The sequence below is a fragment of the Nonomuraea sp. B10E15 genome (genome assembly GCF_039871615.1).
In the GTDB taxonomy this organism is placed as follows: domain Bacteria; phylum Actinomycetota; class Actinomycetes; order Streptosporangiales; family Streptosporangiaceae; genus Nonomuraea.
The window spans coordinates 37,640-60,839 of record NZ_JBDPMB010000017.1 but is presented as its reverse complement, the minus strand read 5'-3'; the positions used below and the strand labels follow the sequence as shown (position 1 = coordinate 60,839).

Annotated in this window: 25 protein-coding genes and 3 tRNA genes; 24 read left to right on the top strand and 4 right to left on the bottom strand. The window is 72.6% G+C overall.

All coding sequences use genetic code 11. From position 1 onward, the window contains the following. The first annotated feature begins 9 nt into the window (after positions 1-9). From ABGB14_RS35145 to ABGB14_RS35110, 8 genes are all read left to right on the top strand, one after another. Positions 10-83 (top strand) — tRNA-Val (locus ABGB14_RS35145). 14 nt (positions 84-97) lie between these two features. Then, positions 98-177: transfer RNA gene (locus ABGB14_RS35140), tRNA-Tyr, on the top strand. Between the two features lie 37 nt (positions 178-214). After that, positions 215-286: transfer RNA gene (locus ABGB14_RS35135), tRNA-OTHER, on the top strand. 271 nt (positions 287-557) lie between these two features. Continuing rightward, positions 558-1,376 (top strand): nitroreductase/quinone reductase family protein, encoded by an 819-nt coding sequence (locus ABGB14_RS35130; RefSeq protein WP_347648158.1) that lies wholly within the window; start codon positions 558-560, stop codon positions 1,374-1,376. A 175-nt stretch (positions 1,377-1,551) separates the two neighbouring features. Beyond that, positions 1,552-2,469, top strand: coding sequence for an ABC transporter ATP-binding protein (locus ABGB14_RS35125; RefSeq protein WP_347648157.1), 918 nt, complete (start codon positions 1,552-1,554; stop codon positions 2,467-2,469). An 11-nt stretch (positions 2,470-2,480) separates the two neighbouring features. Next, positions 2,481-3,185 (top strand): ABC transporter permease, encoded by a 705-nt coding sequence (locus tag ABGB14_RS35120; RefSeq protein WP_347648156.1) that lies wholly within the window; start codon positions 2,481-2,483, stop codon positions 3,183-3,185. A gap of 3 nt (positions 3,186-3,188) precedes the next feature. After that, entirely contained in the window at positions 3,189-4,424 is a 1,236-nt protein-coding gene (locus tag ABGB14_RS35115) for a sensor histidine kinase (RefSeq protein WP_347648155.1), read from the top strand. Further along, the gene (locus ABGB14_RS35110; RefSeq protein WP_347648154.1) at positions 4,417-5,052 is read left to right on the top strand and encodes a response regulator transcription factor; all 636 of its coding nucleotides are present in this window, start codon (positions 4,417-4,419) and stop codon (positions 5,050-5,052) included. The genes ABGB14_RS35115 and ABGB14_RS35110 overlap by 8 nt, the downstream gene beginning before the upstream one ends. Before the next feature lie 62 nt (positions 5,053-5,114). Here ABGB14_RS35110 and ABGB14_RS35105 read toward each other — a convergent pair whose 3' ends face one another. Next, positions 5,115-6,044 (bottom strand): CPBP family intramembrane glutamic endopeptidase, encoded by a 930-nt coding sequence (locus tag ABGB14_RS35105; RefSeq protein WP_347648153.1) that lies wholly within the window; start codon positions 6,042-6,044, stop codon positions 5,115-5,117. 205 nt (positions 6,045-6,249) lie between these two features. Here ABGB14_RS35105 and ABGB14_RS35100 point away from each other — a divergent pair, with 205 nt between their 5' ends. From ABGB14_RS35100 to ABGB14_RS35085, 4 genes are all read left to right on the top strand, one after another. Continuing rightward, entirely contained in the window at positions 6,250-7,482 is a 1,233-nt protein-coding gene (locus ABGB14_RS35100) for a sensor domain-containing protein (RefSeq protein WP_347648152.1), read from the top strand. After that, entirely contained in the window at positions 7,470-8,108 is a 639-nt protein-coding gene (locus ABGB14_RS35095; RefSeq protein ID WP_347648151.1) for a response regulator transcription factor, read from the top strand. The genes ABGB14_RS35100 and ABGB14_RS35095 overlap by 13 nt, the downstream gene beginning before the upstream one ends. 85 nt (positions 8,109-8,193) lie before the next feature. Beyond that, the gene (locus ABGB14_RS35090) at positions 8,194-8,847 is read left to right on the top strand and encodes a TetR/AcrR family transcriptional regulator (RefSeq protein WP_347648150.1); all 654 of its coding nucleotides are present in this window, start codon (positions 8,194-8,196) and stop codon (positions 8,845-8,847) included. Next, positions 8,835-9,134, top strand: coding sequence for a DUF6204 family protein (locus ABGB14_RS35085; protein ID WP_347648149.1), 300 nt, complete (start codon positions 8,835-8,837; stop codon positions 9,132-9,134). The genes ABGB14_RS35090 and ABGB14_RS35085 overlap by 13 nt, the downstream gene beginning before the upstream one ends. Positions 9,135-9,233: 99 nt before the next feature. Here ABGB14_RS35085 and ABGB14_RS35080 read toward each other — a convergent pair whose 3' ends face one another. Then, the gene (locus ABGB14_RS35080) at positions 9,234-10,313 is read right to left on the bottom strand and encodes a helix-turn-helix transcriptional regulator (protein WP_347648148.1); all 1,080 of its coding nucleotides are present in this window, start codon (positions 10,311-10,313) and stop codon (positions 9,234-9,236) included. 193 nt (positions 10,314-10,506) lie between these two features. Between ABGB14_RS35080 and ABGB14_RS35075 the strand changes: the two genes are divergently transcribed. The 5 genes from ABGB14_RS35075 to ABGB14_RS35055 all read left to right on the top strand — a co-directional run bounded on the left by ABGB14_RS35075 (position 10,507) and on the right by ABGB14_RS35055 (position 15,228). Further along, the gene (locus ABGB14_RS35075) at positions 10,507-11,943 is read left to right on the top strand and encodes an FAD/NAD(P)-binding protein (RefSeq protein WP_347648147.1); all 1,437 of its coding nucleotides are present in this window, start codon (positions 10,507-10,509) and stop codon (positions 11,941-11,943) included. A 183-nt stretch (positions 11,944-12,126) separates the two neighbouring features. Continuing rightward, positions 12,127-12,537, top strand: coding sequence for a helix-turn-helix transcriptional regulator (locus ABGB14_RS35070; RefSeq protein WP_347648146.1), 411 nt, complete (start codon positions 12,127-12,129; stop codon positions 12,535-12,537). 10 nt (positions 12,538-12,547) lie between these two features. Next, entirely contained in the window at positions 12,548-13,339 is a 792-nt protein-coding gene (modA, locus tag ABGB14_RS35065; RefSeq protein ID WP_347648145.1) for a molybdate ABC transporter substrate-binding protein, read from the top strand. A 99-nt stretch (positions 13,340-13,438) separates the two neighbouring features. Beyond that, positions 13,439-14,200: an ABC transporter permease gene (locus ABGB14_RS35060; RefSeq protein ID WP_347648294.1), complete on the top strand. Its 762-nt coding sequence runs from the start codon at positions 13,439-13,441 to the stop codon at positions 14,198-14,200. Continuing rightward, on the top strand, positions 14,197-15,228 hold the full coding sequence (locus tag ABGB14_RS35055) for an ABC transporter ATP-binding protein (protein WP_347648144.1): 1,032 nt from the start codon (positions 14,197-14,199) through the stop codon (positions 15,226-15,228). The genes ABGB14_RS35060 and ABGB14_RS35055 overlap by 4 nt, the downstream gene beginning before the upstream one ends. A 150-nt stretch (positions 15,229-15,378) precedes the next feature. Here ABGB14_RS35055 and ABGB14_RS35050 read toward each other — a convergent pair whose 3' ends face one another. Then, the gene (locus tag ABGB14_RS35050) at positions 15,379-15,804 is read right to left on the bottom strand and encodes a hypothetical protein (protein ID WP_347648143.1); all 426 of its coding nucleotides are present in this window, start codon (positions 15,802-15,804) and stop codon (positions 15,379-15,381) included. A 155-nt stretch (positions 15,805-15,959) separates the two neighbouring features. Between ABGB14_RS35050 and ABGB14_RS35045 the strand changes: the two genes are divergently transcribed. The 3 genes from ABGB14_RS35045 to ABGB14_RS35035 are packed head-to-tail and all read left to right on the top strand — an operon-like array spanning position 15,960 to position 18,264. Further along, positions 15,960-16,613, top strand: a complete 654-nt coding sequence (locus ABGB14_RS35045; protein ID WP_347648142.1) for a DUF998 domain-containing protein — start codon at positions 15,960-15,962, stop codon at positions 16,611-16,613. A 44-nt stretch (positions 16,614-16,657) separates the two neighbouring features. Next, entirely contained in the window at positions 16,658-17,029 is a 372-nt protein-coding gene (locus tag ABGB14_RS35040; RefSeq protein ID WP_347648141.1) for a YciI family protein, read from the top strand. After that, on the top strand, positions 17,026-18,264 hold the full coding sequence (locus ABGB14_RS35035) for a DUF6596 domain-containing protein (RefSeq protein WP_347648140.1): 1,239 nt from the start codon (positions 17,026-17,028) through the stop codon (positions 18,262-18,264). Before ABGB14_RS35040 ends, ABGB14_RS35035 begins: the two co-directional genes overlap by 4 nt. Before the next feature lie 28 nt (positions 18,265-18,292). Here the strand turns inward: ABGB14_RS35035 and ABGB14_RS35030 are convergent, their stop codons facing one another. Further along, a complete protein-coding gene (locus tag ABGB14_RS35030; protein ID WP_347648139.1) occupies positions 18,293-18,961 on the bottom strand; it encodes a GAP family protein in 669 nt (222 codons plus the stop codon). 94 nt (positions 18,962-19,055) lie between these two features. Here ABGB14_RS35030 and ABGB14_RS35025 point away from each other — a divergent pair, with 94 nt between their 5' ends. The 4 genes from ABGB14_RS35025 (at position 19,056) to ABGB14_RS35010 (ending at position 23,199) form a co-directional block, all read left to right on the top strand. Continuing rightward, entirely contained in the window at positions 19,056-19,694 is a 639-nt protein-coding gene (locus ABGB14_RS35025; protein ID WP_347648138.1) for a TetR family transcriptional regulator C-terminal domain-containing protein, read from the top strand. A 334-nt stretch (positions 19,695-20,028) separates the two neighbouring features. Beyond that, on the top strand, positions 20,029-20,634 hold the full coding sequence (locus tag ABGB14_RS35020; protein ID WP_347648137.1) for a biotin transporter BioY: 606 nt from the start codon (positions 20,029-20,031) through the stop codon (positions 20,632-20,634). 7 nt (positions 20,635-20,641) lie between these two features. Beyond that, positions 20,642-22,018, top strand: a complete 1,377-nt coding sequence (locus tag ABGB14_RS35015) for an AMP-binding protein (RefSeq protein WP_347648136.1) — start codon at positions 20,642-20,644, stop codon at positions 22,016-22,018. Next, positions 22,018-23,199 (top strand): thiolase family protein, encoded by a 1,182-nt coding sequence (locus ABGB14_RS35010; protein WP_347648135.1) that lies wholly within the window; start codon positions 22,018-22,020, stop codon positions 23,197-23,199. Before ABGB14_RS35015 ends, ABGB14_RS35010 begins: the two co-directional genes overlap by 1 nt. Position 23,200 lies beyond the last annotated feature (1 nt).

Sequence of the window (23,200 nt, the reverse complement as noted above, 5' to 3'; positions counted from 1 at the left end):
GCCAGACCACGGCCTGTAGCTCAGGTGGTCAGAGCGCCGGTCTTACAAACCGGGCGTCGCAGGTTCGACTCCTGCCGGGCCGACCTCGATTCTCCTCGCGCGAGCTGGGCATAGGGGAGCCCACCCGGCTGTAAACCGGGCGCTTCGGCTGTGGCGGTTCGACTCCGTCCTCGCGCACGATCCGCCTCGACGCGATGGGGGCCGAGGCGGGCCCGGCGCAGTCCGCGGGTGCGGAGGTAGGCCTGCAAAGCCGTCCGTGCGAGTTCGACTCTCGCCTGCGTCTCCACCGGTCGCCGCCGTGCGGCTTGACAGTGTCATGAGCATATGGGCGTAATGATGGCCGCGTCGCGTGTCGCCCGCCCGAGGACGCGGGGCGGCATGGAGGCGCCGGATCCAAGGGGATGACGCCGTGACCAGCCGCAACATCGGTGCTGCCTGAGCACACCGCCCCCGCGCGTCGCCCCATGCCCCAGGTGGTGTCCTGACCCGCCCGTGCCGGCATGCCGTGCGGGGTTCTTCCCTGCCCTCACCACACCCGCCTGGAGCGATAACCCAGCATGCCCATCGACTTGAACCAGCAGATCATCGACGAGTTCCGTGCCAACCAGGGCCAGGTCGGCGGCCCTTTCGAAGGAGCCAGGCTGCTCCTGCTGACCACCGTCGGCGCGAAGTCGGGCGAACGGCGTACGACGCCGCTCGGCTACCTGCCCGACGGTGACCGCGTCGTCGTCATCGCCTCGGCCGGCGGCTCGCCCAGGCACCCGGCCTGGTATCACAACCTGCTCGCCGACCCTGAGGTCACCGTGGAGGACGGCATCTTCGCCTACCCCGCGACGGCGGTCGTGCTGGAGGGCGAGGAACGCGACCGCGTGTTCGCGCGAGCGGTGGAGGCCGACCCCGCGTGGGGGGCGTACCAGGACAGGGCGGGCAGGGACCTGCCGGTGGTCGCGCTCGTCGAGCGCGACGCCGGGCCGCCCGCCGGCTCTCTGGGTGACGCGCTCAAGAAGGTGCACGACGCCTTCCGCAGGGAGCTGGCGCTGATCCGCGGGGAGGTCGCCGCCTCGGGCCCGCGCCTGGGCGCGCAGCTGCGGGTCAACTGCCTGACCCTGTGCCAGGGCCTGCACGTGCACCATGCGCGCGAGGACGGGTTCATGTTCCCGGCGCTGGAGGACCGCCATCCGGAGCTGGCCCCCGCGCTGGAACGGCTGCGCGCCGAGCACGTGGTCGTCCAGCGGCTCCTGGATCGCCTGCGGGCCGTGCTGGCGGCCGACGACCTCGCGCCGCGGGCGCTGCTGGCCGAGGTGAACCGCCTCACCGAGGAACTGGAGGCGCACCTCGACTACGAGGAGGAGCAGCTCATGCCGCTGCTCAGCTGACCGGGACCGCCGTGCACGCCCGTACCGCCTTCTCCGGCTGACCGGGACCGCCGTGAACAGAAGCGGGCTGAGCGCGCCATCCACCGATCGGTGGATTCCGCGCTCAGCCCGATCCGCCGCCGAGCATGGCCGGCGGGTCGATCCCCACCGTGAGCTGCGAAACCATGATGGACGCATGGCAGTCATCGACGTCGCCGGCCTCACCAAGAGGTACGGCGACCACACGGTTCTGAACGGCGTCTCCTTCTCCGTCGAGCAGGGCGAGATCTTCGGCCTGCTCGGCCCCAACGGCACCGGCAAGACCACCACCGTCGAATGCGTGGAGGGTCTGCGGCGGCCCGACGGCGGCACGATCCGGGTGCTCGGGCTCGACCCGATCGGCGACGGCCGCGCGCTGCGCGAGCGCATCGGGGTGCAGCTCCAGCACACCCAGCTGCCCGAGAACATCAAGGTGTGGGAGGCGCTCGACCTGTACGCCTCCTTCTACGCCGAGCCGCGCGACTGGCGCGAGCTGCTGGACCAATGGGGGCTGTCCGGCAAGCGCGACGCCCGTTTCGGCAAGTTGTCGGGAGGCCAGAAGCAGCGGCTGTTCATCGCCCTGGCCCTGGTGGGCAACCCGAAGGTGGCCTTCCTCGACGAGCTCACCAGCGGGCTCGACCCGCAGGCCCGCCGCGCCACCTGGGAGCTGATCAAGCAGGTGCGGGCGTCGGGCGTCACCGTGGTCCTGGTCAGCCACTTCATGGACGAGGTGGAGGAGCTCTGCGACCGCGTCGCGGTCTTCGACGGGGGCGGCATCGTCGCGACCGGCAGCCCGGCGGAGCTGATCGACGGGGTCGACGCCGAGCACCAGATGCGGTTCACGCTGATGGCCGGCGACGCCAGCGACCCGGTCGCCCTGCTGAGCGGCCTTCCCGGCGTCTCGGGCGTGACCCGCGACGGCGACGGGGTGAGCGTGACGGGCCGGGGTGACTTCGCCACGGCCGTCACCTCGGCACTGGCCCGCAACCTCATCCCCGTCGCGGACCTGCGCATCGACAAGCGCACGCTCGACGACGCGTTCACCGCCCTGACCGGCCGCTCGTTCCACCCGTGAGGAAGATTCCCATGACCGTCGTCGCCAAGCTCACCACCGTCGAGCTCAAGCTGCTGGCCCGCGAACCCGGCTCGATCTTCTCGGTGCTCATCCCGCTGTTCATCCTCTTCGTCTTCGGCAGCTCGATCCCGCCCGGCGACACGGTGCTCCTGCCGATGACGCTGGTGATCGCCGTCGGGCTCGTCGGCCTCTACCAGCTGCCGACCACGTTGGCCACCTACCGCGAACGCGGCATCCTGCGCCGGCTCTCCACCACCCCGGTACGGCCTGGAAGCATGCTGGCGGTGCAGCTCATCCTGCAGTTCGTGCTGGCGCTGATCGCCTGCGCGCTGCTGATCACGGTCGCGGGCACCATCCTGGGCGCGCACGTTCCCTCCCAGGCGCCGCTGATCGCCGCCGTGTTCCTGCTCGGCACGGCCGCGATGTTCGCCATCGGCCTGCTGATCGCGGCGTTGGCGGCGAACGGGCGCACCGCCAACGGGGTGGGCGTGCTGCTGTACTTTCCGCTGGCCTACCTCGCCGGGCTCATGCAACCGGTGGACCAGATGCCGGATATCCTGGCGCGCATCGGCGCGTTCACCCCTATGGGCGCGTTCCGGCAGGCCCTTCATGACGTCTGGGCGGGGGTGTCGCCGGGCCCGCTGATGCTGGGCGTCATGGCCGCGTACGCGGTGATCGTCAGTCTCGCCGCGGCCAGGTTCTTCCGGTGGGAGTGAGTGATGACGACAGGGGACGGCGCCCGTCTTGACCGGTGGGAGCGGCTGCTGCAGCGGCTGCTCACCGCCGTCCCGTACGTCCTGCTGGCCATCTCGATGGCGCTGTCGTGGCTGGCCGACGACCGGCCGGGGACGTACCATCTCGTCACGCTCGGCCTCTCCGTGCTCGCCGCGGCGTGGATCTGGTTCATGCCCGGGCGCCAACCGGTCGTCTATGTCACGGGCCTGGTGATCATGATCGCGGTGCTCTGCTCGCGTGGACTGTGGTTCGGCAGCTTCTTCGCCTTCACCGGATACCTCCACTCCTGGCACCTGCTGAAGGGGAAGTGGAGGTTCGTCGGGGTGACGGCCACGGCGGCCATCTCGATCACGGCCTACACCGGAGGGTTGCCCGAGCCCACCCCGCCCGCGATCGCCACCCACCTGCTCTTCACCGTCGCCATCGTGGCCGTGGTCAGCCTGTTCAGCTTCGTCGGCGAGGTCACGGCCGAGCGCAGCGCCGAACGCAAGCGCATGGTGACGCGGCTGGAGGAGGCGATGCGGGAGAACGCCGGCCTGCACGCCCAGCTCCTCGTCCAGGCCCGCGAGGCCGGCGTGCTCGACGAGCGCCAGCGCATGGCCAGGGAGATCCACGACACGCTCGCCCAGGGCCTGACCGGCATCATCACCCAGCTCCAGGCGGCCGTGCAGACCGAGGCCGACCCGCAGGCCTGGCGGCGGCACCTCGACCACGCGGTGGGGCTGGCCCGCGACAGCCTGGCCGAGGCCCGCAGATCCGTGCACGCCGTCCAGCCGGGCCCGCTGGAGTCCGCCCCGCTGCCGGCGGCGCTCGCGGAGATCGCCGCCCGGTGGTCGGAGCTGAACGCCGTGCGCGTGGAGGTCGCCACGACCGGCACGGCGCGTCCCCTGCATCCACAGGTGGAGGCGACCCTGCTCCGCATCGCCCAGGAGGCGCTGGCCAACATCGCCAAGCACGCCGGCGCGTCGCGGGCCGGGCTCACGCTGTCCTACATGGAGGACGTGGTCAGCCTCGACGTCCGCGACGACGGCGCGGGCTTCGACCGGGCGCGGGCGCTCGACGGCGGCGGCTTCGGCCTGGCGTCGATGCGCGACCGGGTGACCCGCCTGGCGGGCGCCTTCGAGATCGAGTCCGAGCCCGGGTCCGGCACCGCCGTCTCCGCCGTCGTGCCCGCCATCACCGCGCTCGCCACCACCCCTGAGGAGTCCCGGAGTGCCTGAGGCCCCCGTCCGGCTGCTGATCGCCGACGACCACCCCATCGTCCGCGACGGCATCCGCGGCATGTTCGCCGGCGATCCCGGTTTCGAGGTGGTCGGCGAGGCCGGCGACGGCGCCCAGGCCGTCGACCTGGCGCGGGCGCTCGACCCCGACGTGATCCTCATGGACCTGCGGATGCCCAGGATGGACGGGGTGACGGCCATCAGGGAGCTCGCCCGGCTGCGCCTCAAGGCGCGGGTGCTGGTGCTGACCACGTACGACACCGACAGCGACGTGCTGCCCGCGATCGAAGCGGGCGCGACCGGCTACCTCCTCAAAGACGCGCTGAGGGAGGAACTGGCACGCGCGGTCGCCGCGGCTGCGCGCGGGGAGGCCGCGCTCTCCCCGTCGGTGGCCACCCGCCTGCTCGGTCAGGTCCGCGCCCCCGCCGACCCGCTGAGCGGGCGGGAACTGGAGATCCTCGACCTGATCGCGCAGGGCACCACCAACCGGGAGGCGGCCGCCCGGCTGTTCATCAGCGAGGCCACGGTCAAGACGCACCTGCTGCACATCTACGCCAAGCTGGGCGTCAACGACCGGGCGTCGGCGGTGGCCGCCGCCTTCCAGCGCGGCCTCCTCCCCAGGGGATGACGCCCGCACCGCCGGCACCGGCGGGCGGGAAGGGTTCCTGCGAGAACGGCCCCTGAGCTCCCCTACGGGCGGCGCGACTCCTGCGCTCCGGCGCTCGCCGCCCATCGGAGCCGGCCGGTCGCGGCGAGGAACGCGACGAACGCTCCCATGACGATCCAGCCGGGCCAGCCGTTCAGACCCACGTGCAGGGGGTCGATCGGGTGATCGGCGTCGGAGAACAGCCATATCAGTTGCACGCCCGCACTGCTGACGAAGTTGTGCGCGAGGACCGCCGGCCAAACGGATCCCGACCGCATGCGCAGCCAGGTGAAGATCGGCACGAGCAGGACCGTGCTGATGATCATGTACGCCACGGAGGCCAGCGGGGAGTGGCCCGGGTACTGCCCGCCCATGATCAGGGTGGGCAGGTGCCACAGGGCGAACACCAGTGCTGTGCAGGCCATCGCCGGCCACACGCCGAGCGACAGGAGCCGGGGCAGCAGGTAGCCCTGCCAGCCGACCTCCTCGCCGAAGAACATCGGCAGCCAGATGACCATGCTGAGGACGAGGGTCCCGAGCCATACCGCGAGCTCCGCCACGGGGATCCCGCTCTGCCCGACGGTGCCGGGAGCGAACTGGGCGCGAAAGCCGGAGAAGCCGGTCAGGTCGAACCTGTAGGTCCCGGCCAGGGCCGCGACCATGAGCGTGAGGATCTGCACTCCGCACGGCACTGCCAGGGCCAGCAGGCTCTCGCGTGCCAGCCGGCCGAACGGCCGGGGCCTGACGAGGCCGATCGCGGCCCGGATGTTCGCCGAGCGGTGGATCCACCGCAGTACCACGACCCCGGCCAGGGCCGGGGTCAGCATCATCGCCGCGATGCAGATCTGGATGAGCGCGCTCATGTCGTGCGCGACCTCGGCACGGCGGAAGCCGCTCAGCAGCAGGGGCAGCATGGCCACCCACGCCCCGCCGAAGGCGAGGCCGATGAAGGCTCCGACGGCGCGCCACGGCACAGGCGTTCTCCCGGTGCCATGACGCGGCGGAGCGTCAGGAATTGGATGATTGATCGTCATGTACGCCAACGCTAGGGAGAGCTGCGGCCCGCCCACGAGCAGGTACACTCCCCGGACGATGGTGTAGCAGGCTCCACTGCCGGCCCCGGCGCGATCCGTGAGCCTTGCCCCTGTGAACGTGACGGAGAAGCGGACGAGAACACGGATGCGCCTGACCACGGGCCTTCGGGCGGCCCGCTATCTGACCTTCTCGCTGTTCACCAGCATCGCCACGCTGCCCATGCCCTTGTTGCTGCTCGGTGTGTCCGCGACGACGGTCGCGGCCGGGCTCGGGTTCGTCCTGCTGCCTGTGGCCCTGCTGGGCCTGCGCCGATGGACCGGCCTCGCCAGACGCCGGGCCGGCGCTTACCTCGGAGAGCCCGTTGCGTCGAGGTACCGCGACCTTTCCGAGGGGTCCGGCGCCCGCTTCCGCCGTGTGCTCGCCGATCCGGCGACGTGGCGGGATCTCGGCTGGATGTTCGCGCACATCGTGGTGGGGATACCCTTCGGCGCCATCGGGCTGATGGCCGTCGCCGGTCCGCCGATCACGGTCGTCCACATCGCGTTGTGGTGGCTGGCTCCCGCCCACAAGCCGCTGACCCTGCTGGCCATTCCCGTCACCGGCTGGGGCCTGGCCTTCGGCGCGGGGGCGGCCCAGCTCCTCGTGTGCGCCGCGCTGTTGTCGTGGGCCGCTCCCTTTCTGGCCCGGGTGCACGCCCGCATGTCACGGGCCCTGCTGGGTGTCTCGGCGGCCGGACGGCTCGCCGAGCGGGTCGACGTCCTCACCGAAAGCCGTGCCGGCGCGCTGGAGGCGCATGCCGCGGAGCTGCGCCGCATCGAGCGGGATCTGCACGACGGCACGCAGGCCCAGCTCGTCGCCCTCGCGATGCGTCTCGGAGTCGCCCAGCAGGCCATGACCAGCGATCCGGAGGCGGCCATGCGGCTGCTGCGCGAGGCGCAGAACGGCGCGGAGGAGGCGATGGCCGAACTGCGCGGCGTCGTACGGACGATCTATCCGCCGATCCTGGCCGACCGGGGGCTCGACGGCGCGGCCGCGGCACTGGCCGCGCGATGCCCCGTACCCACCCACATCACGGTGGACCGGCTCGGCACGGTGCCGGCGGCCGTGGAGTCCACCGCGTACTTCGTCATCGCGGAGGCGCTCACCAACATCGCCAAGCATTCCGGAGCGCGACGAGCCGGCGTGCGGATCCGGCGCGACGAGGCGGCTCTGTCGATCGAGGTCACCGACGACGGCATCGGCGGCGTGGACGAGTCGCGGGGCAGTGGCGTCACCGGCATCCGGCACCGGGTCGCCGCCCTCGACGGCACCACACGTCTGAGCGGCCCGCACGGAGGACCGACGACCCTGGAAGTGACCCTGCCGTGCGAGTGGTGATCGCGGAGGACAACGTCGTCCTGGCCGAGGGCCTCAACCTCCTTCTCATGTCCGCGGGTTACGAGGTGGCCGCGATCACCGCCGACGGACCGGCTTTCGTGGCCGCCGTGGCACGGCACCAGCCTGACGTCGTGGTCGTCGACGTCCGCCTGCCGCCGTCCTTCCGCGACGAGGGAATCCACGCCGCGCTGGAGGTGAGGCGGAGCAGGCCGGGGCTTCCCGTGCTCGTGTTCTCGCAGTACGTCGAGCAGGTCTACGCCAGGGAGCTGCTCGCGGACGGCCGGGGTGGGGTGGGCTACCTTCTCAAGGACCGGGTGAGCCGGCTGGAGGAGTTCCTGGAGGCGCTGCGCCGGGTCGCCCACGGGGGCACCGCACTCGACGCGGAGGTCATCTCCCAGCTCCTGGCCCGCAGGGCGGATCCGCTCGCCGACCTGACACCGAGGGAGCGCGAGGTCCTCACCCTCATGGCCCAGGGCCTGGCCAACACCGACATCGCGGACCGGCTCGTCGTCACGGAACGTGCCGTGCACAAGCACATCGGCAACATCTTCCTGAAGCTCGACCTGGCCCCCACCGACTCGGGGCATCGCCGCGTGCGCGCCGTACTGACCTATCTCGGAGTCTGACGGTACCGGACCTGATCCGTAGCACGACGATTTAAGTCGACTAAAAAATTGCAGTCGACTTAACTTTTGCAGTAGGTTCCCGTTCATGGCGGAAGGGTTGCGGGAGCGGAAGAAGCGGCGGACCCGGCAGAGCATCTCCGAGGCGGCACTCGGCCTGTTCGTGGCGCGCGGCTTCGACAGCGTGACGATCGCCGAGGTCGCGGCGGCCGCCGAAGTGTCGGTCAACACCGTCTACAACTACTTCGAGTCCAAGGAGGACCTGGTCCTGCCACCGGACGAGGCGTCGCCGCAGCGGCTCGCCGGCATCGTGCGGGCGCGCGAGCCGGGCGAGTCGGCGGCGGGCGCCGTGCTGGGGCGGCTGCGCCAGGAGGTGCGCGGGCGCGAGCGCCAGGTGGGCCTCAGCCCGGGGTTCGGACGTGTCCTGGAGATGATGCTGGCCGCCCCCACGCTGACCGCCCGGCTGGAAGGCCTGGGCCGCCGGATGACGGACACGCTGGCCGCCACGCTGGCCGAGGAGAGCGGCGCGGCCCCCGACGACCCGCTGCCGCGCGTCATGGCCTGGCACATCGGGTCGCTGCACGCGCTGGTCCTCGGCGACATCGCCCGCCGCACCACCGCGGGGGAGCGGCCGGAGGTGATCGCCGAGCGGGTGCTGGAGCTGCTCGACACCGTGGAGAGCGTGCTCGGCGAGCAGGTTCTCACCTATGCCGTACGAGAGGAACGACCATGTTCAGGGTGACGATCAGAGGCAAGTTCGCGGGGTTGGACGACGCCGGACGGACCAGGGTGCTGGCGGCGAGCGGCACCGCCTTCACCGAGGCCGGCACGTTCACCCACGACCGGAGCCTCTCGGCGTTCACCTTCCGCTGCCAGGTGCCCGCCGGGCCGGACGACGGCGAGGACGAGGCGGCTCTGGGCGCGATGGCGGCGCTGGATGCGCACGGGCACCCGTACGAGATCCTGAAGATCGGGGTGACCGACATGCGCGACATCAGGATCCGGCGACGCCGGCCGGGGCCTGCGTGAGAGCGCAGAGGCCGGGCAGCCGGCACGCCCGGCAGGGTGATCCGGCGTGAGCGGCGCAGATCGGGTGAGGTGTGGGTGCCCGGCGGGCACTGATGGTGGCTACGGCCGGAGGGGTTCGGCGAACAGCTGCGCGACGAGCTCACCGCGGCTGGAGGTCCCCGCCTTACCGAAGACGGCCTTGAGGTGACCGCGAACGGTGTGGGGAGAGATGAACAGGGCCGTGGCGATCTCGGCGGTGGACAGGCCCCGTGCCACGAGCTGAGCGACCTCGAACTCCCGTGGCGTCAGCCCGTATGCCTGGGCGACGATAACCGCCAGGTCGGCGGAGGGCGCGGGCTCGATGACGAGCGCTGTCGGACCTGGCCGTCCGCCGGGACCGCTCAGGCATGAGGCGCGGCAGGTCAGCCAGCGCTTGTCGAGGGTCCGGATGCGCATCCTGGCGCTGCCCCGATCGTGGCCTTGGGCGATGGCCCGCGCCTGCAGAGTCGTGCCGATCAGCCAGATGGGTAGCCTCAGCCCGAGCGCCGTGGGCACGGATGGTCCGTCCGGCAGGAGCGCGAGATAGTGCCGGGCCTCCTCGTTGATCGACGTGGCCTCGCCGTGCTCGTCGAACAGCAGCAGGCCGGGTGCGGAGGCGACGGGCTCGCCGTCCGATCCGGACGGACGGGCGTACCGGCGCAGCCGGTCGGCGAGTGGGCCGGACAGATCGGCGAGCAACGCGATGTCGTGCGTGCCGAACGCCGGGCTTCCCCGCATGCGGAACAAGCTCACCACGCCCCACGGCCGGTCGCCGATCCGCAGCACGGCCCGCAATTCGTCGTCCACGCCCTGGCCGCCGAGCAGGCGGCGGTATCGGGCGCTGCGCGCGGGCAGGTCGCCGGTGGCCGCGCGCAGACCGGCCGCGGGGACGGCCGCGCGGGCGAGGTCGCGGAACGGCAGGATGTTCTCCTCCAGGAGTTCGCTTTCCCAGTAGGCGGCGCATCCTTCGCCTGAGCCGAGGTTCTCCACCAGCATGGGTGCGGTGACCAGGCCCGTTTCCGGATCGGTGGCCGTCCACACCGAGGCGTCGAACGGCATGTGCCGCCGCAGCCTGGCCGAGGCACGGCTGAAGAGCTCCAGCGCGCCGGCGGCCCGCTCGGCAGCCGAGAGGATCTCGGCGTGGCGGTGCGGGTGGGACATCGAGCTTCCTTCTGGCGCCGGGTCACTTGCAAGGGGGGTGGACGCGGGTCAGTTTGCCGTGTCTCCCTTCCGTCGCCAACCCCTCATCTGAGGGGGTCGTCTCTCGCCGATCCCCCGCAGGCGGGGGATGGAGCGGGGTCATGGCGTCCACGAGGGTCGGAAGGACCTTCTGGACGAACAGGGGAGAAACGTCGTGCGTATCGCGATCATAGGAGCGGGCGCCGCCACGGTCGGCCTGCTGGACGCGCTGGCCGTCAGCGGGACGGGGATGGGGGAGGTCACCGTGTTCGAGCCGTCCGCGTACCTGTGGCGGGGACGGCCGTACGGGCCGGATCTGGACAGCGTTCTGGTCAACGCCCCGCCCGCCATCATGTCGATCCGCCATCAGGACTCGGGGCACTATGCCTCCTGGCTGGGCCCGGAGCGTGCCGCCGCCTACCGGGACGACCTGCTGGGACAGCCTCTGGTGCCGCGCGCCCTCTATGGGGCGTACCTGGCCGACACCGCCGAGGCCGGCCTGGCCGCGCTGCGCGAGCGCGGGTGGCGGACGCGGGTCGTCGCCGCCCGGGTCGTCGCGGTGGCCCGCTCCGGCGAGGGCCTCCGGCTGGCGCTGCGCACCGAGGACGGGCACGACCATCCGGCTGACCGGGTGGTCGTGTGCGTGGGCGGGGGAACGCCGCAGGACCACTACGGCCTGGGCGGAGCTCCGGGGTTCGTGGGCGATCCTTACCCGCTGGCGTACACGCTCGGCCACGTCCCGGCGGCAGCCGACGTCGCGGTGATCGGCAGCGGGCTGACCGCCGTGGACGTGGTGGTGTCGCTCGCCGCGCGCGGCCATGCCGGGCGGATCGCGCTGGTGTCGCGGAGCGGCATGCTGCCCCACGTCTGGCAGCGTCCCCTCGGCCACCGGCCCGTGCACCTGACCGTCGAGCGGGTGAATGCGCTGTGCCGCGAGCACGGCGGCGTCACCCTCGACGACCTCGCCGGGCTGCTCCGCGCCGAACTGGCCGGGACGGGCGAGGACTTCGCGGACTTCACGGCCGAGTTGCTTGCGGCGGGGTCGGAGGAGCCCGTACGGCGGTTGCGGCGGCAACTGGCCGCCGTCGACGACCCGCGGATCGGGCGGCGGGTGCTGCAGGAGACCGCCCACACCGTCGGCCCGTACGCCTGGCGGCTGCTGCCCGGGCCCGACCGTGAACGGCTGCGCGGGCACGTCCGTCTGGCCACCAGCACGGCCTCGCCCATGGTGCCGGTGAACGCCGCGGCTCTGCTGCGGCTGTTCGAGTCCGGGCAACTCACCATGGTGGCAGGCGTACGCAAGATCGAGGCTGCGAAGGGAGGGTTTCGGGTCCGGGGCGACGGTGGCGACCTGAACGCCGACGTCGCCGTCAACGCCGTGAACCCGCCGCCCCAGGCGGTGCCCCGCGCGGCCGAGCCGCTGGTCACGTCCCTGCTCACCGATGGGCTGGCCGCCCTGCACCCGTCGGGAGGGCTGGTCCCCGCGGACCCGCGCCTGAACGTCGTGGGCGACCTGACCGGCGGCGGTCCGTTCATCACCTCGGGCATCCCCGGCGTCGCCGCAGCGGGCGCTCGTACCGTACGCGCGCTGCTGGACGCACGTACCGGCTGATCAGTCGAGGGCCGGGGGAGCGTCGTCCCCTGAGGAAGGGCACGGCGGCCGTCAGGGCGCCGCGTTCGCAGGGAACGTTCGGGACGTCGACCGTGGATGCCATGACAGATGCGTGGGATGGCCCGCTGTTGCGGTGGAAGAGAGGCGTTCAGGCTGGCATGTGCAAGAGATAAGGTAAGGGGTGTGACGACGTTTCGGATCAGCGAGGCCGCTGCGCTGCTCGGGGTCAGCTCCGACACGGTCCGCCGCTGGGTGGACGCCGGCAAGCTGGCCGCGGAGCGGGACGCGCACGGCCACCGGCAGGTGAGCGGCACCGACCTGGCCGCCTTCGCCCGCACCCAGGTCGAGGCGGTCGACGGCGGCCGTTCCTCGGCACGTAACCGCTTTCGCGGAATCGTCACCGAGGTGATCCGCGATGCGGTGATGGCGCAGGTGGAGATCGCCGCCGGGCCGTTCCGGGTGGTGTCCCTGATGAGCCGCCAGGCCGCCGACGAGCTGGGCCTGGAGGCGGGGGTGGTGGCGGACGCCGTGATCAAGTCCACCAACGTCGTCGTGGAGATCCCCGGTCACGAACGCGTGGCCAGCCATGTGTGAGGAGCCCGCCGTGGTGTTCAGGCGCCTTTTCCGAGGGGCGATCGCCCTGCCGGCCGCGCTCGCGCTCGTGTGCCTGGCCGGATGCGGCTCCGGTGGGCCGGCCTCGTCCGCGACCATCGGCGGCGGGGACGCGAAGGAGGTGACGGTGTTCGCGGCGGCGTCGCTGACGGAGACGTTCACCGAGCTCGGCAAGGCCTTCGAGGCCGCCCATCCGGGCACCACGGTGAGGCTCAACTTCGGCTCCAGCGCCACCTTGGCCCAGCAGATCGTGCAGGGCGCGCCGGCCGACGTGTTCGCCTCGGCCAGCCCGGCCACGATGAAGACGGTCACCGACGCGTCCCTGGCGAGCTCGCCGACGACGTTCGTGCGCAACAGGCTGCAGATCGCCGTGCCCGCCGGCAACCCGGCGAAGGTGGACGAGCTGAAGGACCTCACCGATCCGGACGTGAAGGTGGCGCTCTGCGCCGAGCAGGTGCCGTGCGGCGCCGCGGCGGTCAAGGCGCTGGACGCGGCCGGGCTCAAGGTCACCCCGGTGACGTTCGAGCAGGACGTCAAGGCCACGCTCACCAAGGTGGGGCTGGGCGAGGTGGACGCGGCGCTGGTCTACACGACCGACGTGATCGCCGCGGCGGGCAGGGTCCGTGGCATCGCGTTCCCGGAGGCGGACCAGGCGGTCAACGACTATCCGATCGCCGCGCTGGCGAAGGCTCCCGCTGGTGAGACGGCCCGGCAGTTCGTCGACCTGGTGCTGTCGCAGCAGGGCGAGAACGTGCTGACCAGAGCCGGCTTCGACGTTCCCTGATCTCCGATGAGCTCTTCTGCGCCACGGCAACCGCACCCGGTGGACCCGCCCGCCGGGCGGCCGGCCGCGGGTCGCAAGGTCTCCGGGCGGCTGCCGTGGATGCTGATCGTGCCCGCGCTGGCAGGGCTGGCGTTCCTGGTGCTGCCGCTGGCCGGGCTGCTGATCCGGGCACCCTGGTCCACGTTGCCGCAGCGGCTGGCCGAGCCGCACGTGCTGGAGGCGCTGCGCCTGTCGCTGGTGGCCGCCACCCTCGCCACCGCCTTCTGCCTGCTGTTCGGGGTCCCGCTGGCCTGGCTGCTTGCCCGGGTGGAGTTCCCGGGCCGGCGGCTGGTGCGGGCGCTGGTCACGGTGCCGCTGGTGCTGCCTCCGGTGGTCGGCGGCGTCGCGCTGCTGCTGGTGCTGGGGCGGCGCGGGCTGGCCGGGCAGTGGCTGGAGGCCACGTTCGGCATCACGCTGCCGTTCACCACCGCCGGGGTGGTCGTGGCCGAGGCGTTCGTGGCGATGCCGTTCCTGGTGATCAGCGTGGAGGGCGCGCTGCGCGCCGCTGACCAGCGCTTCGAGGAGGCCGCCGCCACGCTCGGAGCCTCGCGCTGGACGGTGTTCCGCCGGGTGACGCTGCCGATGGTCATGCCGGGCGTGGTGGCCGGCGCGGTGTTGTGCTGGGCCCGGGCGCTGGGCGAGTTCGGGGCGACGATCACGTTCGCGGGCAACTTCCCCGGCACCACCCGCACCATGCCGCTGGCGGTCTACCTGGCGCTGGAGACCGAGCCGGAAGCGGCGATCGTGCTCAGCCTGGTGCTGCTGGCCGTCTCCGTCGCCATCCTGGCCGGCCTGCGTGATCGGTGGGTGAGCGCGGCATGACCCTGCACGCTCGTCTCGTGGTCGAACGGGCCGCGTTCACGCTCGACATCGAGGTCGAGGTCGCGCCGGGTGAGGTGGTGGCGCTGCTCGGACCCAACGGCGCGGGCAAGACCACCGCGCTGCGCGCGCTGGCGGGGCTGACCGCCATGACCGGCGGCCGGATCCTGCTGGACGGCAGCTCCATCGACGGCCTGGCCGCCGAGCAGCGGCCGATCGGCATGGTCTTCCAGGACTACCTGCTCTTCCCGCACCTTTCGGCCCTCGACAACGTCGCGTTCGGGCCACGCTGCCAGGGGGTGGCCAGGGCGGAGGCCCGTCGTCTGGCCGCGCGGTTGCTGGAGCGCGTCGGCCTGGCGGACCGGGCCTCCGCCAGGCCGCGCCAGTTGTCCGGCGGGCAGGCCCAGCGAGTGGCGCTGGCCCGCGCGCTGGCCGTGCGGCCGCGCCTGCTCCTGCTGGATGAGCCGCTGGCCGCGCTGGACGCCCACACCCGGCTGGAGGTCCGCTCCCAGCTGCGCCGCCACCTGGCCGGTTTCGACGGCGCGACCGTCCTGGTCACCCACGACCCGCTCGACGCGATGGTGCTGGCCGACCGGCTGATCGTCATCGAGCACGGCGCCCTCGTCCAGCAGGGCGCCCCGGCCGAGGTGGCCCGCCGCCCGCGCACCGACTACGTGGCCCGCCTGGTCGGGCTCAACCTGCACCGGGGGGTTGCCGACGGGGCCCGGGTCAGGGTCGGCGAACTGCTGCTGACCACCGCACAACACCTGGAGGGACCGGTGTTCGTGGCCTTCCCGCCGGCGGCCGTCGCGCTCTACCGCTCCCGGCCCGACGGCAGCCCGCGCAACCTGTGGCAGGGCCGCGTCGACGGCATCGAACGCCACGGCGACAACGTCCGTGTGCACCTCGACGGCCCCGTCGCCGCCTTCGCCGACATCACCCCCGCCGCCGTCGCCGACCTCGACCTGACCCCGGGCCGGCAGGTCTGGGTGTCGGTGAAGGCGACCGAAACCCACGCCTACCCGGCATGAACCGCACCGCGATCCACGATCGCTTCGACGCCGCGACCGCCGGCCGGCTGATGTTCGGCGGCCGGCGGCCAGGCCGGTAGCGGCGAGCCGTCCAGAGCGGCTCGCCGCTACGACATGTTCTCCGGGTAGGGCGGGAGACCGGTCCCTCGATCAGATGCGGGTCGAGGTGGAGGCGTACCCGCCGCCGCCGGGGTAGACCCACGCACCGGTGAGCGTGGTGTCGTCGGCGTCGAAGGTGCCCTCGAAGTAGGCCGGGCCGCCCCTGGCCCCGGCCCAGATGGTCAGCCTGTCGCCCTCCAGTTCGTAGACGTAGTCGAAGGTGTTGCCCGCCGAGTCGTAGAACCGCGACACCACGTCCGCCCCGGTCGGCTCACCGAACGGACGCAGGTTGCCGATGATCTCCATGCCGGTGACCGGCTCGCCGAACTGGGTGAGCTCGACGTGCTGGACCAGGAAGAACCGGCCCGGCATCCACTCGTAGCGCACGGTGCCCTCCGCACCGCCGGCGACCTTCCAGGTACCGACCAGGCGTTCCAGGGCCTTCAACTCGGGGCTGGGCTGCTGGGTCTCGATCATGTTGTCCTCCTCTGTGGTTGCTCGCCGGTACCTCGGAGACCTCTGCCGGGCTTTGACACGGAATCAGTGTGGTCTGAATCACATTCGACCGCCGTCAAGAAAGCCGATGCGGGTCCGAGGTAACGAGCGAGAACCCACCGACAAGGGAGGACGTCATGACCGCCACCACCACTGCCACCGGCGTTCCCGTCCGCAGGACCGCTCGGACATCCGGACGCCTGCTGCTGGCGGGAGCGCTGGCCGGGCCGCTCTTCTTCGCCTCGGCGATCACGCAGATGCTCACCCGTGAGGGCTTCGACATCACCCGGCACCCCATCAGCCAGCTGTCCACCGGCGACCTGGGGTGGATCCAGATCCTCTCCTTCGTCCTCGCGGGGACGGGGGCGCTGGCGCTGGCCGCCGGCGCCGGGCGCACGCTCACCGAAGGGGTCGGGCGGCGGGCGCTGCCGATCCTGGTGGGCATCTTCGGCGCCGGGCTGGTGGCGGCCGGGATCTTCACCATGGACCCCGAGAAGGGCTTCCCGGTCGGCACCCCTGAGGGACCGGTCGCGCAGATGTCCTGGCACAGCATCGTGCACTCGGCCGCCGCCGCTGTGGCCTTCACCGCGCTGGCCATCGCGGCCATCGTGATGACCGTCCGGTGCGCCCGCCGCCGGGCGACGCCGCCCGCCATGCTGAGCGCCCTCGCCGCGCTGGTGCTGCTGGTGCCGATGTCGCCCGGCTACATGAGCATCCAGATCGCCCTGAACGGCCTGGTCGCCTTCACCTGGACGACCGTCCTCGCGACGTCGCTGCGGCGCGCCGCCTGAGACGCACCTAACATGGCCTGCGACGATCCATCAAGGGATTCACCATGAAATACCTGCTGCTCGCCTACACTCCGGCCGCCGAGTGGGACGCCGCCACCGCCGACGTCCCGTCCGAGGAGGCGCTGGCCGCCTTCGCGACCTACCAGAAGCTGGAGCGGGAGCTGATCGCCTCCGGCGAGTTCGTCACCAGCGAGGGCCTGGGACACCCTGCGGTCAGCACCACCGTCCACCGCAAAGGTGACAAGGTGGTCGCCACTGACGGTCCCTTCGCCGAGCTCAAGGAGGTCCTGGCCAGCTTCGCCGTGATCGACGTGGCCGGCAAGGAGCGCGCCGTCGAGATCGCCGCACGCATCGTCGAGGCGCTCGGCGAACCGATCGAGATCCGCCCGATCATGGGTGAGGACTTCGCGGCGTGAACCACGAGCACGAGCACCTGCTGCGCACCGAGGCGCCGCAGGTGCTCGGCGCGCTGGTCCGCCGCTTCGGCCGGTTCGACATCGCCGAGGACGCAGTGCAGGAGGCGCTGCTGACCGCCAGCCAGGTCTGGCCGGCCGAGGGCGTCCCGGAGAACCCGCGCAGCTGGCTCATCCGCGTTGGATACCGGCGCATGGTCGACCTGATCCGCTCCGACCAGGCCCGCCACCGCCGCGAGCAGCAGGCCGGAGTGGCCGAGCTGGCCATGCAAGGACCCGGGCGACGGGCACATCCCGCACGCGAGACCGACGACAGCCTGACCCTGCTGCTGCTGTGCTGCCATCCCGCGCTGGACCCCACCTCCCAGGTGGCGCTCACGCTGCGCGCGGTCGGCGGCCTGACCACCGCCGAGATCGCACACGCCCACGGTACGACCGCGCCCACCATGGGCGCCCGGATCAGCCGCGCCAAACAGCGGTTGGCCCGCGCCGGAGCCCGCTTCACCCCGCCCACCGACGCCGACCGCGACAGCCGTATGGCCGCCGTGATGCGGGTGCTCTACCTGATCTTCAACGAGGGCTACACCGCCACCGCCGGCAACCGGCTCGCCCGCGTCGACCTGACCCGCGAAGCCATCCGCCTGACCCGCATGCTTCACGCCACGCTCGGCGACGACGCCGAGGTGACCGGCCTGCTGGCGCTGATGCTGCTCACCGAGTCCAGGCGCGCCGCCCGCACCGATGGCGGTGACCTGGTTCCCCTGGACGAGCAGGACCGCGCCCGGTGGGACCACGACCTGATCGACGAGGGCACCGCTCTCATCGACGGCGTCTGGAACCGCAACCAGCCGGGCCCCTACCAGCTTCAGGCCGCGATCGCCGCCGTGCACTCCGCTGCCTCCTCACCCGACCAGACCGACTGGGCTCAGATCGCCATGCTGTACCTGTGGCTCGAACGGCTCACCCCCACCGCACCGGTCCAGCTCAGCCGCGTGGTGGCGGTGGCCCACGCCCACGGACCGGCCCGCGGCATGGCGCTCCTGGACGACCTCAACCAACGCCACCACCTGGACCGGCACCCGCTCACCAGGCAGCGGGAACACGCGGTCCGCGCCCACCTGCTCCAGATGACCGGCAACACCACGCGGGCAGCCGCGCTCTACCGTCAGGCGGCCGACCTGACCGCGAACCAGGTCGAGCAGCGCTACCTGCTCAGCAAGGCCGGCGATCTCATCTGAGCGACGTGGGGACCGACACGGAGGGACCTCACGGACCCGCGGTGATGGTGATCTGGGCGGGCAACGCGTCCAGCAGGATGAGGACTCCCGCTATCCCGACGATCCAGCGCAGGGTGGTGCGGGAGCCGGAGTCGAGCCTGCCCTGCCACCGTTCGAACCGTTCGCGGATCCGCTCGCCCAGGGCGGCCCATGCGGCGAAGAGCAGGACGCCGGGGATCACCATGATGGTCACGTAGACGCCGAGGAGCGGCGACCATTGGGCGGCGGGCAGGCCGGCGAGGGTCATGATGCCGATCGCGCCGAAGTAGGGCACGGCGGTGGCGAACTCGAACAGCCAGGTCGCCAGCCCCAGCAGCAGCATCGAGCGCATGGTGAAGGACCGTGCCCTGACGGACGCGCGTTCGGGGTCCCGGTCCGGGATGAAGTAGCTGCCCACCACGAGGGCCGCGCCGAAGGCGGCCTGCCCCCAGGCCCACACGGTGTCATCGACGCGGGGCACGACAGCGCCCAGGCCGAGCATGAGCAGCACGCCGAGGGCGAAGTACGCGATCGCGACCGTGCCGAGATAGCCGCCGAGCAGCAGGCCCACGCGGTGCGGCCTGGCCAGCAGCAGGTAGAGCGTGATCCCGATCACCGCGGGGCTCAGCGTGTCGAGCAGGGCCAGCCCCAGCACCGCCACGATCGTCTCGATCGGCAAACCTGTCTCCCGCGGGGGTCGGAGGATCGTAATAACACGCCTGTGTCAGTACCCTAGCACGGGCGTGTTAGCACATGCGTATTAACATGTGGACGTGCCACGACTCGTTGACCACGACCAGCGGCGGGCCGAGCTCGGCGAGGCGGCCATCCGGATCATCCTGCGCGACGGGCTGGCCGGCGTGACCGTCCGCGGCGTCGCCGCCGAAGCCGGCTGGTCCACCGGCTCCTTGCGGCACTACTTCAGCAATCAGCACGAGTTGCAGGCCTACGTCGTCCAGGCCACCACCGACGCCCTCCGCCGGCGGGTCCTCCCGCGCGTCCAGCGGCCCCGTACCGAAGGCCCGGTGGTCGAGCAGGTCGCCACCATCGTGGAGGAGATGCTGCCGCTCGACGACGAGCGGCGCGAGGAGTACGCGCTGTGGTCGGCGGTCGTGGAATGGGAGCGTCACCACCCTCAGGAAGGGGGCTCGGTGACGTGGAACGACCAGCGGGCGCTGCACCGCCAGTGCATCGCGGCCCTGCGCGGGCACGAGCCGGTACGCGACCCGGGACAGGCCACGGCCGCGCACCCCGATGCCGAGGTCGAGCTCTGGGCGGCTCTCCTGCACACGTTCGTCGACGGGCTCGCCTCCCAGATCGTCCACACCCCCGGCCAGGTGCCGGCCGGCACCGCCGGGCACCTGCTGCGCGCTCTGCTACGAACAGCAGCCGCGCATCCCGGTGGCGGTTGACTTCCTCTCCCCCTCCAGACGAGGGGAACCCTCACGGGCGCCCCTGAGGGTCCTGCTTCGCCGCCGGTTGCCTGCCCGAGAGGACTCTGGTTGAGGTCTTACACCAGCTCCACAGGTGTTTCAGCTCTCCGCCGGCCCGGCGGCGAGCACGTTCCGGGCCGCGTCGTACTCGCCACGGAACGCCGAGCGAGTGTACTCCGCGCTCGGGAGACGCGACGCCCGTGCGGCGTACAGGCGCGGGTGCGCTCTTCCAGGGAGATAACTGATGATCGCGTTGAATGTTGTGGGATACCTCCATGACTGAAGCGTGCCGTTCTGGTGTGAGATCGACCCCATGAAGGATGAAGGGAAGCAGCGCAGGTTCCCCACGGGCGACCTGGCGAGAGTGGCCGTGTTCGCCGCGTTGATCGCCGTGCTCGGGTTGCCGGGCACCATCAACGTCTTCGGCAACGCGGTCCCGATCACCCTGCAGACCGCGGGCGTGATGCTGGCGGGCGCGATCCTCGGCTCATGGCGGGCGGCGCTGGCCGTCGCCGTGCTGCTCGTGCTGGTCGCGGCCGGCCTGCCGCTGCTGGCGGGCGGGCGCGGCGGGCTGGGCGCCTTCACCGCGCCGTCGGCGGGATTCCTGCTGGGCTGGCTGCCCGGCGCGGCCGTGACCGGCTGGCTGGTCGAGCGGGCGGGCCGCCGGCCGGGCTGGATCCAGCTGTTCGTGGCGAGCCTGGTGGGCGGCGTCGGCGTGGTCTACCTGGTCGGGATTCCCTTCCAGGCGATGGTCTCCGGCGTGTCGCTGGGCGCGGCGGCGCTGCTCACGGCCGCGTTCCTGCCCGGCGACGTGATCAAGGCGGTCGTGACGGCCTACGTCGCCCGGGGAGTGCAGGCGTCCTACCCCGACGCGGTGCCCGCCGTGCACCGCGAGCGGCTGCGCACCGGGGAGCGTTGACCCCGCGATGCCGGTAGCAGAACACGTGCTGCGGCACGCCGCCGAGCGTCCGGCGCGGCCGGCGGTGTGCGGCCAGGACGGCGAGCTCTCCTACGCCGAGCTCGCCGCGAACCTCCAGGGCGCCGCCCGGCACCTGCGCGGCCGGGGGATCGGCCCCGGCGCGCTGGTCGCGATCGGGCCGGCCGGTCCGGTCGCGCTGCTGACCGCCGTGCTCGCCGCCGACCTGGCCGGCGCGACGCCGCTGGTGGGCGACCCCGCCTGGGGGCGCGAGCGCTGGGCGCGCCTCACCGGCGCGGTCATGCCCGGCCTCCTGGTGACCGAGCCGCTCCCGTACGCGCCCGGTCCGGCCATGACCCCGCACGCGGCCCCCGCCGACCTGGCGTGGGCCTGCTTCAGCTCCGGCAGCACGGGCCGGCCGCGCGCCGTCCTACGCCGCCGCGCGTCGTGGACGGACTCGTTCGCGCACCTCAGCGACCTGGCCGGGATCGGCGCCGAAGACGTGATCCTGGTGCCGGGGCCGCTGACCTCCAGCCTGTACGCCTTCGCCGCCGTGCACGCGCTGGCCGCCGGCGCGACCGCCGTCCTGCCCGGCCGCCGCCCCGGCAGGGAACTGAAAGCCCGGGCGGAGTCGGCCACCGTCGTGCACCTGGTGCCGCACCTGCTGGACGACGTCCTACGCCGTCAGCGCGGCTCAGGGGCGCTGCGCACGGCCGTGGCCGGCGGCGCGGCCCTCGCCCCGGGAGGGCGCGCGGCCGCGGCGCGGGCGGGGGTGAACGTCGTGGCGTACTACGGCGCGACCGAGCTGTCGTTCGTGGCCGTCGACGCCGACGGAGGCGGGCTGCGCCCGTTCCCCGGCGTGGAGATCGAGGTCAGGGCCGAGCCGGGGGCGGCGCTGGGCGAGGTGTGGGTGCGCTCGCCGTGGCTGGCCGACGGCTATCTGGGTGACGTGCCCGGCCCGTTGCGGCGCGGCGCGGGCGGCTGGGCCAGTGTGGGCGACGTGGCGCGGCCCTACCGGGAGGGTGAGGTGCTGCGGTTGCGCGGCCGGGGTGAGGGCGCGATCCAGACCGGCGGCGCGACCGTCGTGGCCGAGGACGTCGAAGAGGTGCTCAGGACGGTGCCGGGTGTGGGCGACGTCGTGGTGGTCGGCTCGCCGCACCCGTCCCTGGGTTCGGTGGTCACGGCGATTCTCGAGGCGGAGGGCGCCTCGCCGCCGTCGCGGGAGCTGCTGGAGGCGATGGCCAGGGGCGGGCTGGACGCGGTTCAGCGGCCGCGCCGCTGGTACGCGGTGCCGAGCCTGCCGCGTACGCCGTCGGGCAAACCCGCCCGCGCCCTGGTGGCGGCGCGGCTGGCGGGCGGCGATCCCGACATCCGGCGGCTGGTCTGATGGCCGTCGTGGTGGCGGCCCGGCGCACGCCCATCGGCACGGCCGGGCACGCGTACAAGGAGCTGACCGTCGACCGGCTGGCCGCCCCCGTGATCGCCGCGGTGGTGGACGACGTAACGGGTGACGGTGCAGGTGACAGGGCGGGTGACAGGGCGGGTGACAGGGCCGGTGACAGGGCCGGGCGGGCGGTGGAGGACGTCGTGCTGGGCAACTGCATGGGCCCTGGCGGGAACGTGGCGCGGGTGTCCGCGCTGGCGGCCGGCCTCGGGCACGCCGTACCGGGGGTCACGGTCGACCGGCAGTGCGGCAGCGGCCTGGCCGCGATCCTGCTCGCCGCGCAGGCGGTGCGCGCGGGTGACGCGGACCTGGTGATCGCGGGAGGTGTCGAGAGCGCGTCGACCGCGCCGCTGCGCACCCGCCGGGGGGAGGCGGAGCCGTACGCCAGGGCGCCTTTCACTCCCGCCGGGCACCCCGACCCGGACATGGGTCCGGCCGCGGAGGCGCTGGCGGCCTCGTGCGGCGTCGTCAGGGAGCGCCAGGACGCCTACGCCTGCCGTAGCCACGCGGCGGCGCTGGCCGCCCGCGAGGCGGGGCGGTTCGAGGGGGAGATCGTGCCGGTCGGCGGGCGGGCCGACGATCAGCGGCCGCGGCCGCTGCGGGCGTCGTCGCTGGCCCGGCTGCCCGCGGCGTTCGTGGCCGGGGGTACAGTGACGGCCGGCAACGCGTCCCCGGTCAGCGATGGAGCGGCGGCCGTGGCCATCGTGCCCGACCACCTGCGCGCGGGCCTGCCGGGGATGCGGCTGGTGGCCGGGTCCGTCGTCGGGTGCGATCCCGGGCTGCCGGGGTGGGGGCCGGTGCCCGCCGTGCGGCGGGTGCTCGCGCGTGCGGAAGTCGAGATGGAACGGGTGGCGGCGGTGGAGATCGTGGAGGCGTTCGCGGCGCAGGTGCTGGCCGTCACCGACGCGCTCGGGCTCGACCCGCTCGGCGCCGACGGGGAGCGGGTGTGCCCCGACGGGGGCGCGCTGGCGCTGGGGCATCCGTGGGGCGCCTCCGGGGCGGTCGTGGTGGCCAGGCTGTTCACCCAGCTCGTCCGTGGCGGCGCCCCGCCGGGCACGCTCGGCCTGGCGACGGCCGCGGTCGGCGGCGGCCTGGGCGTGGCCGCGCTGTTCGAGGTGGTGTGAG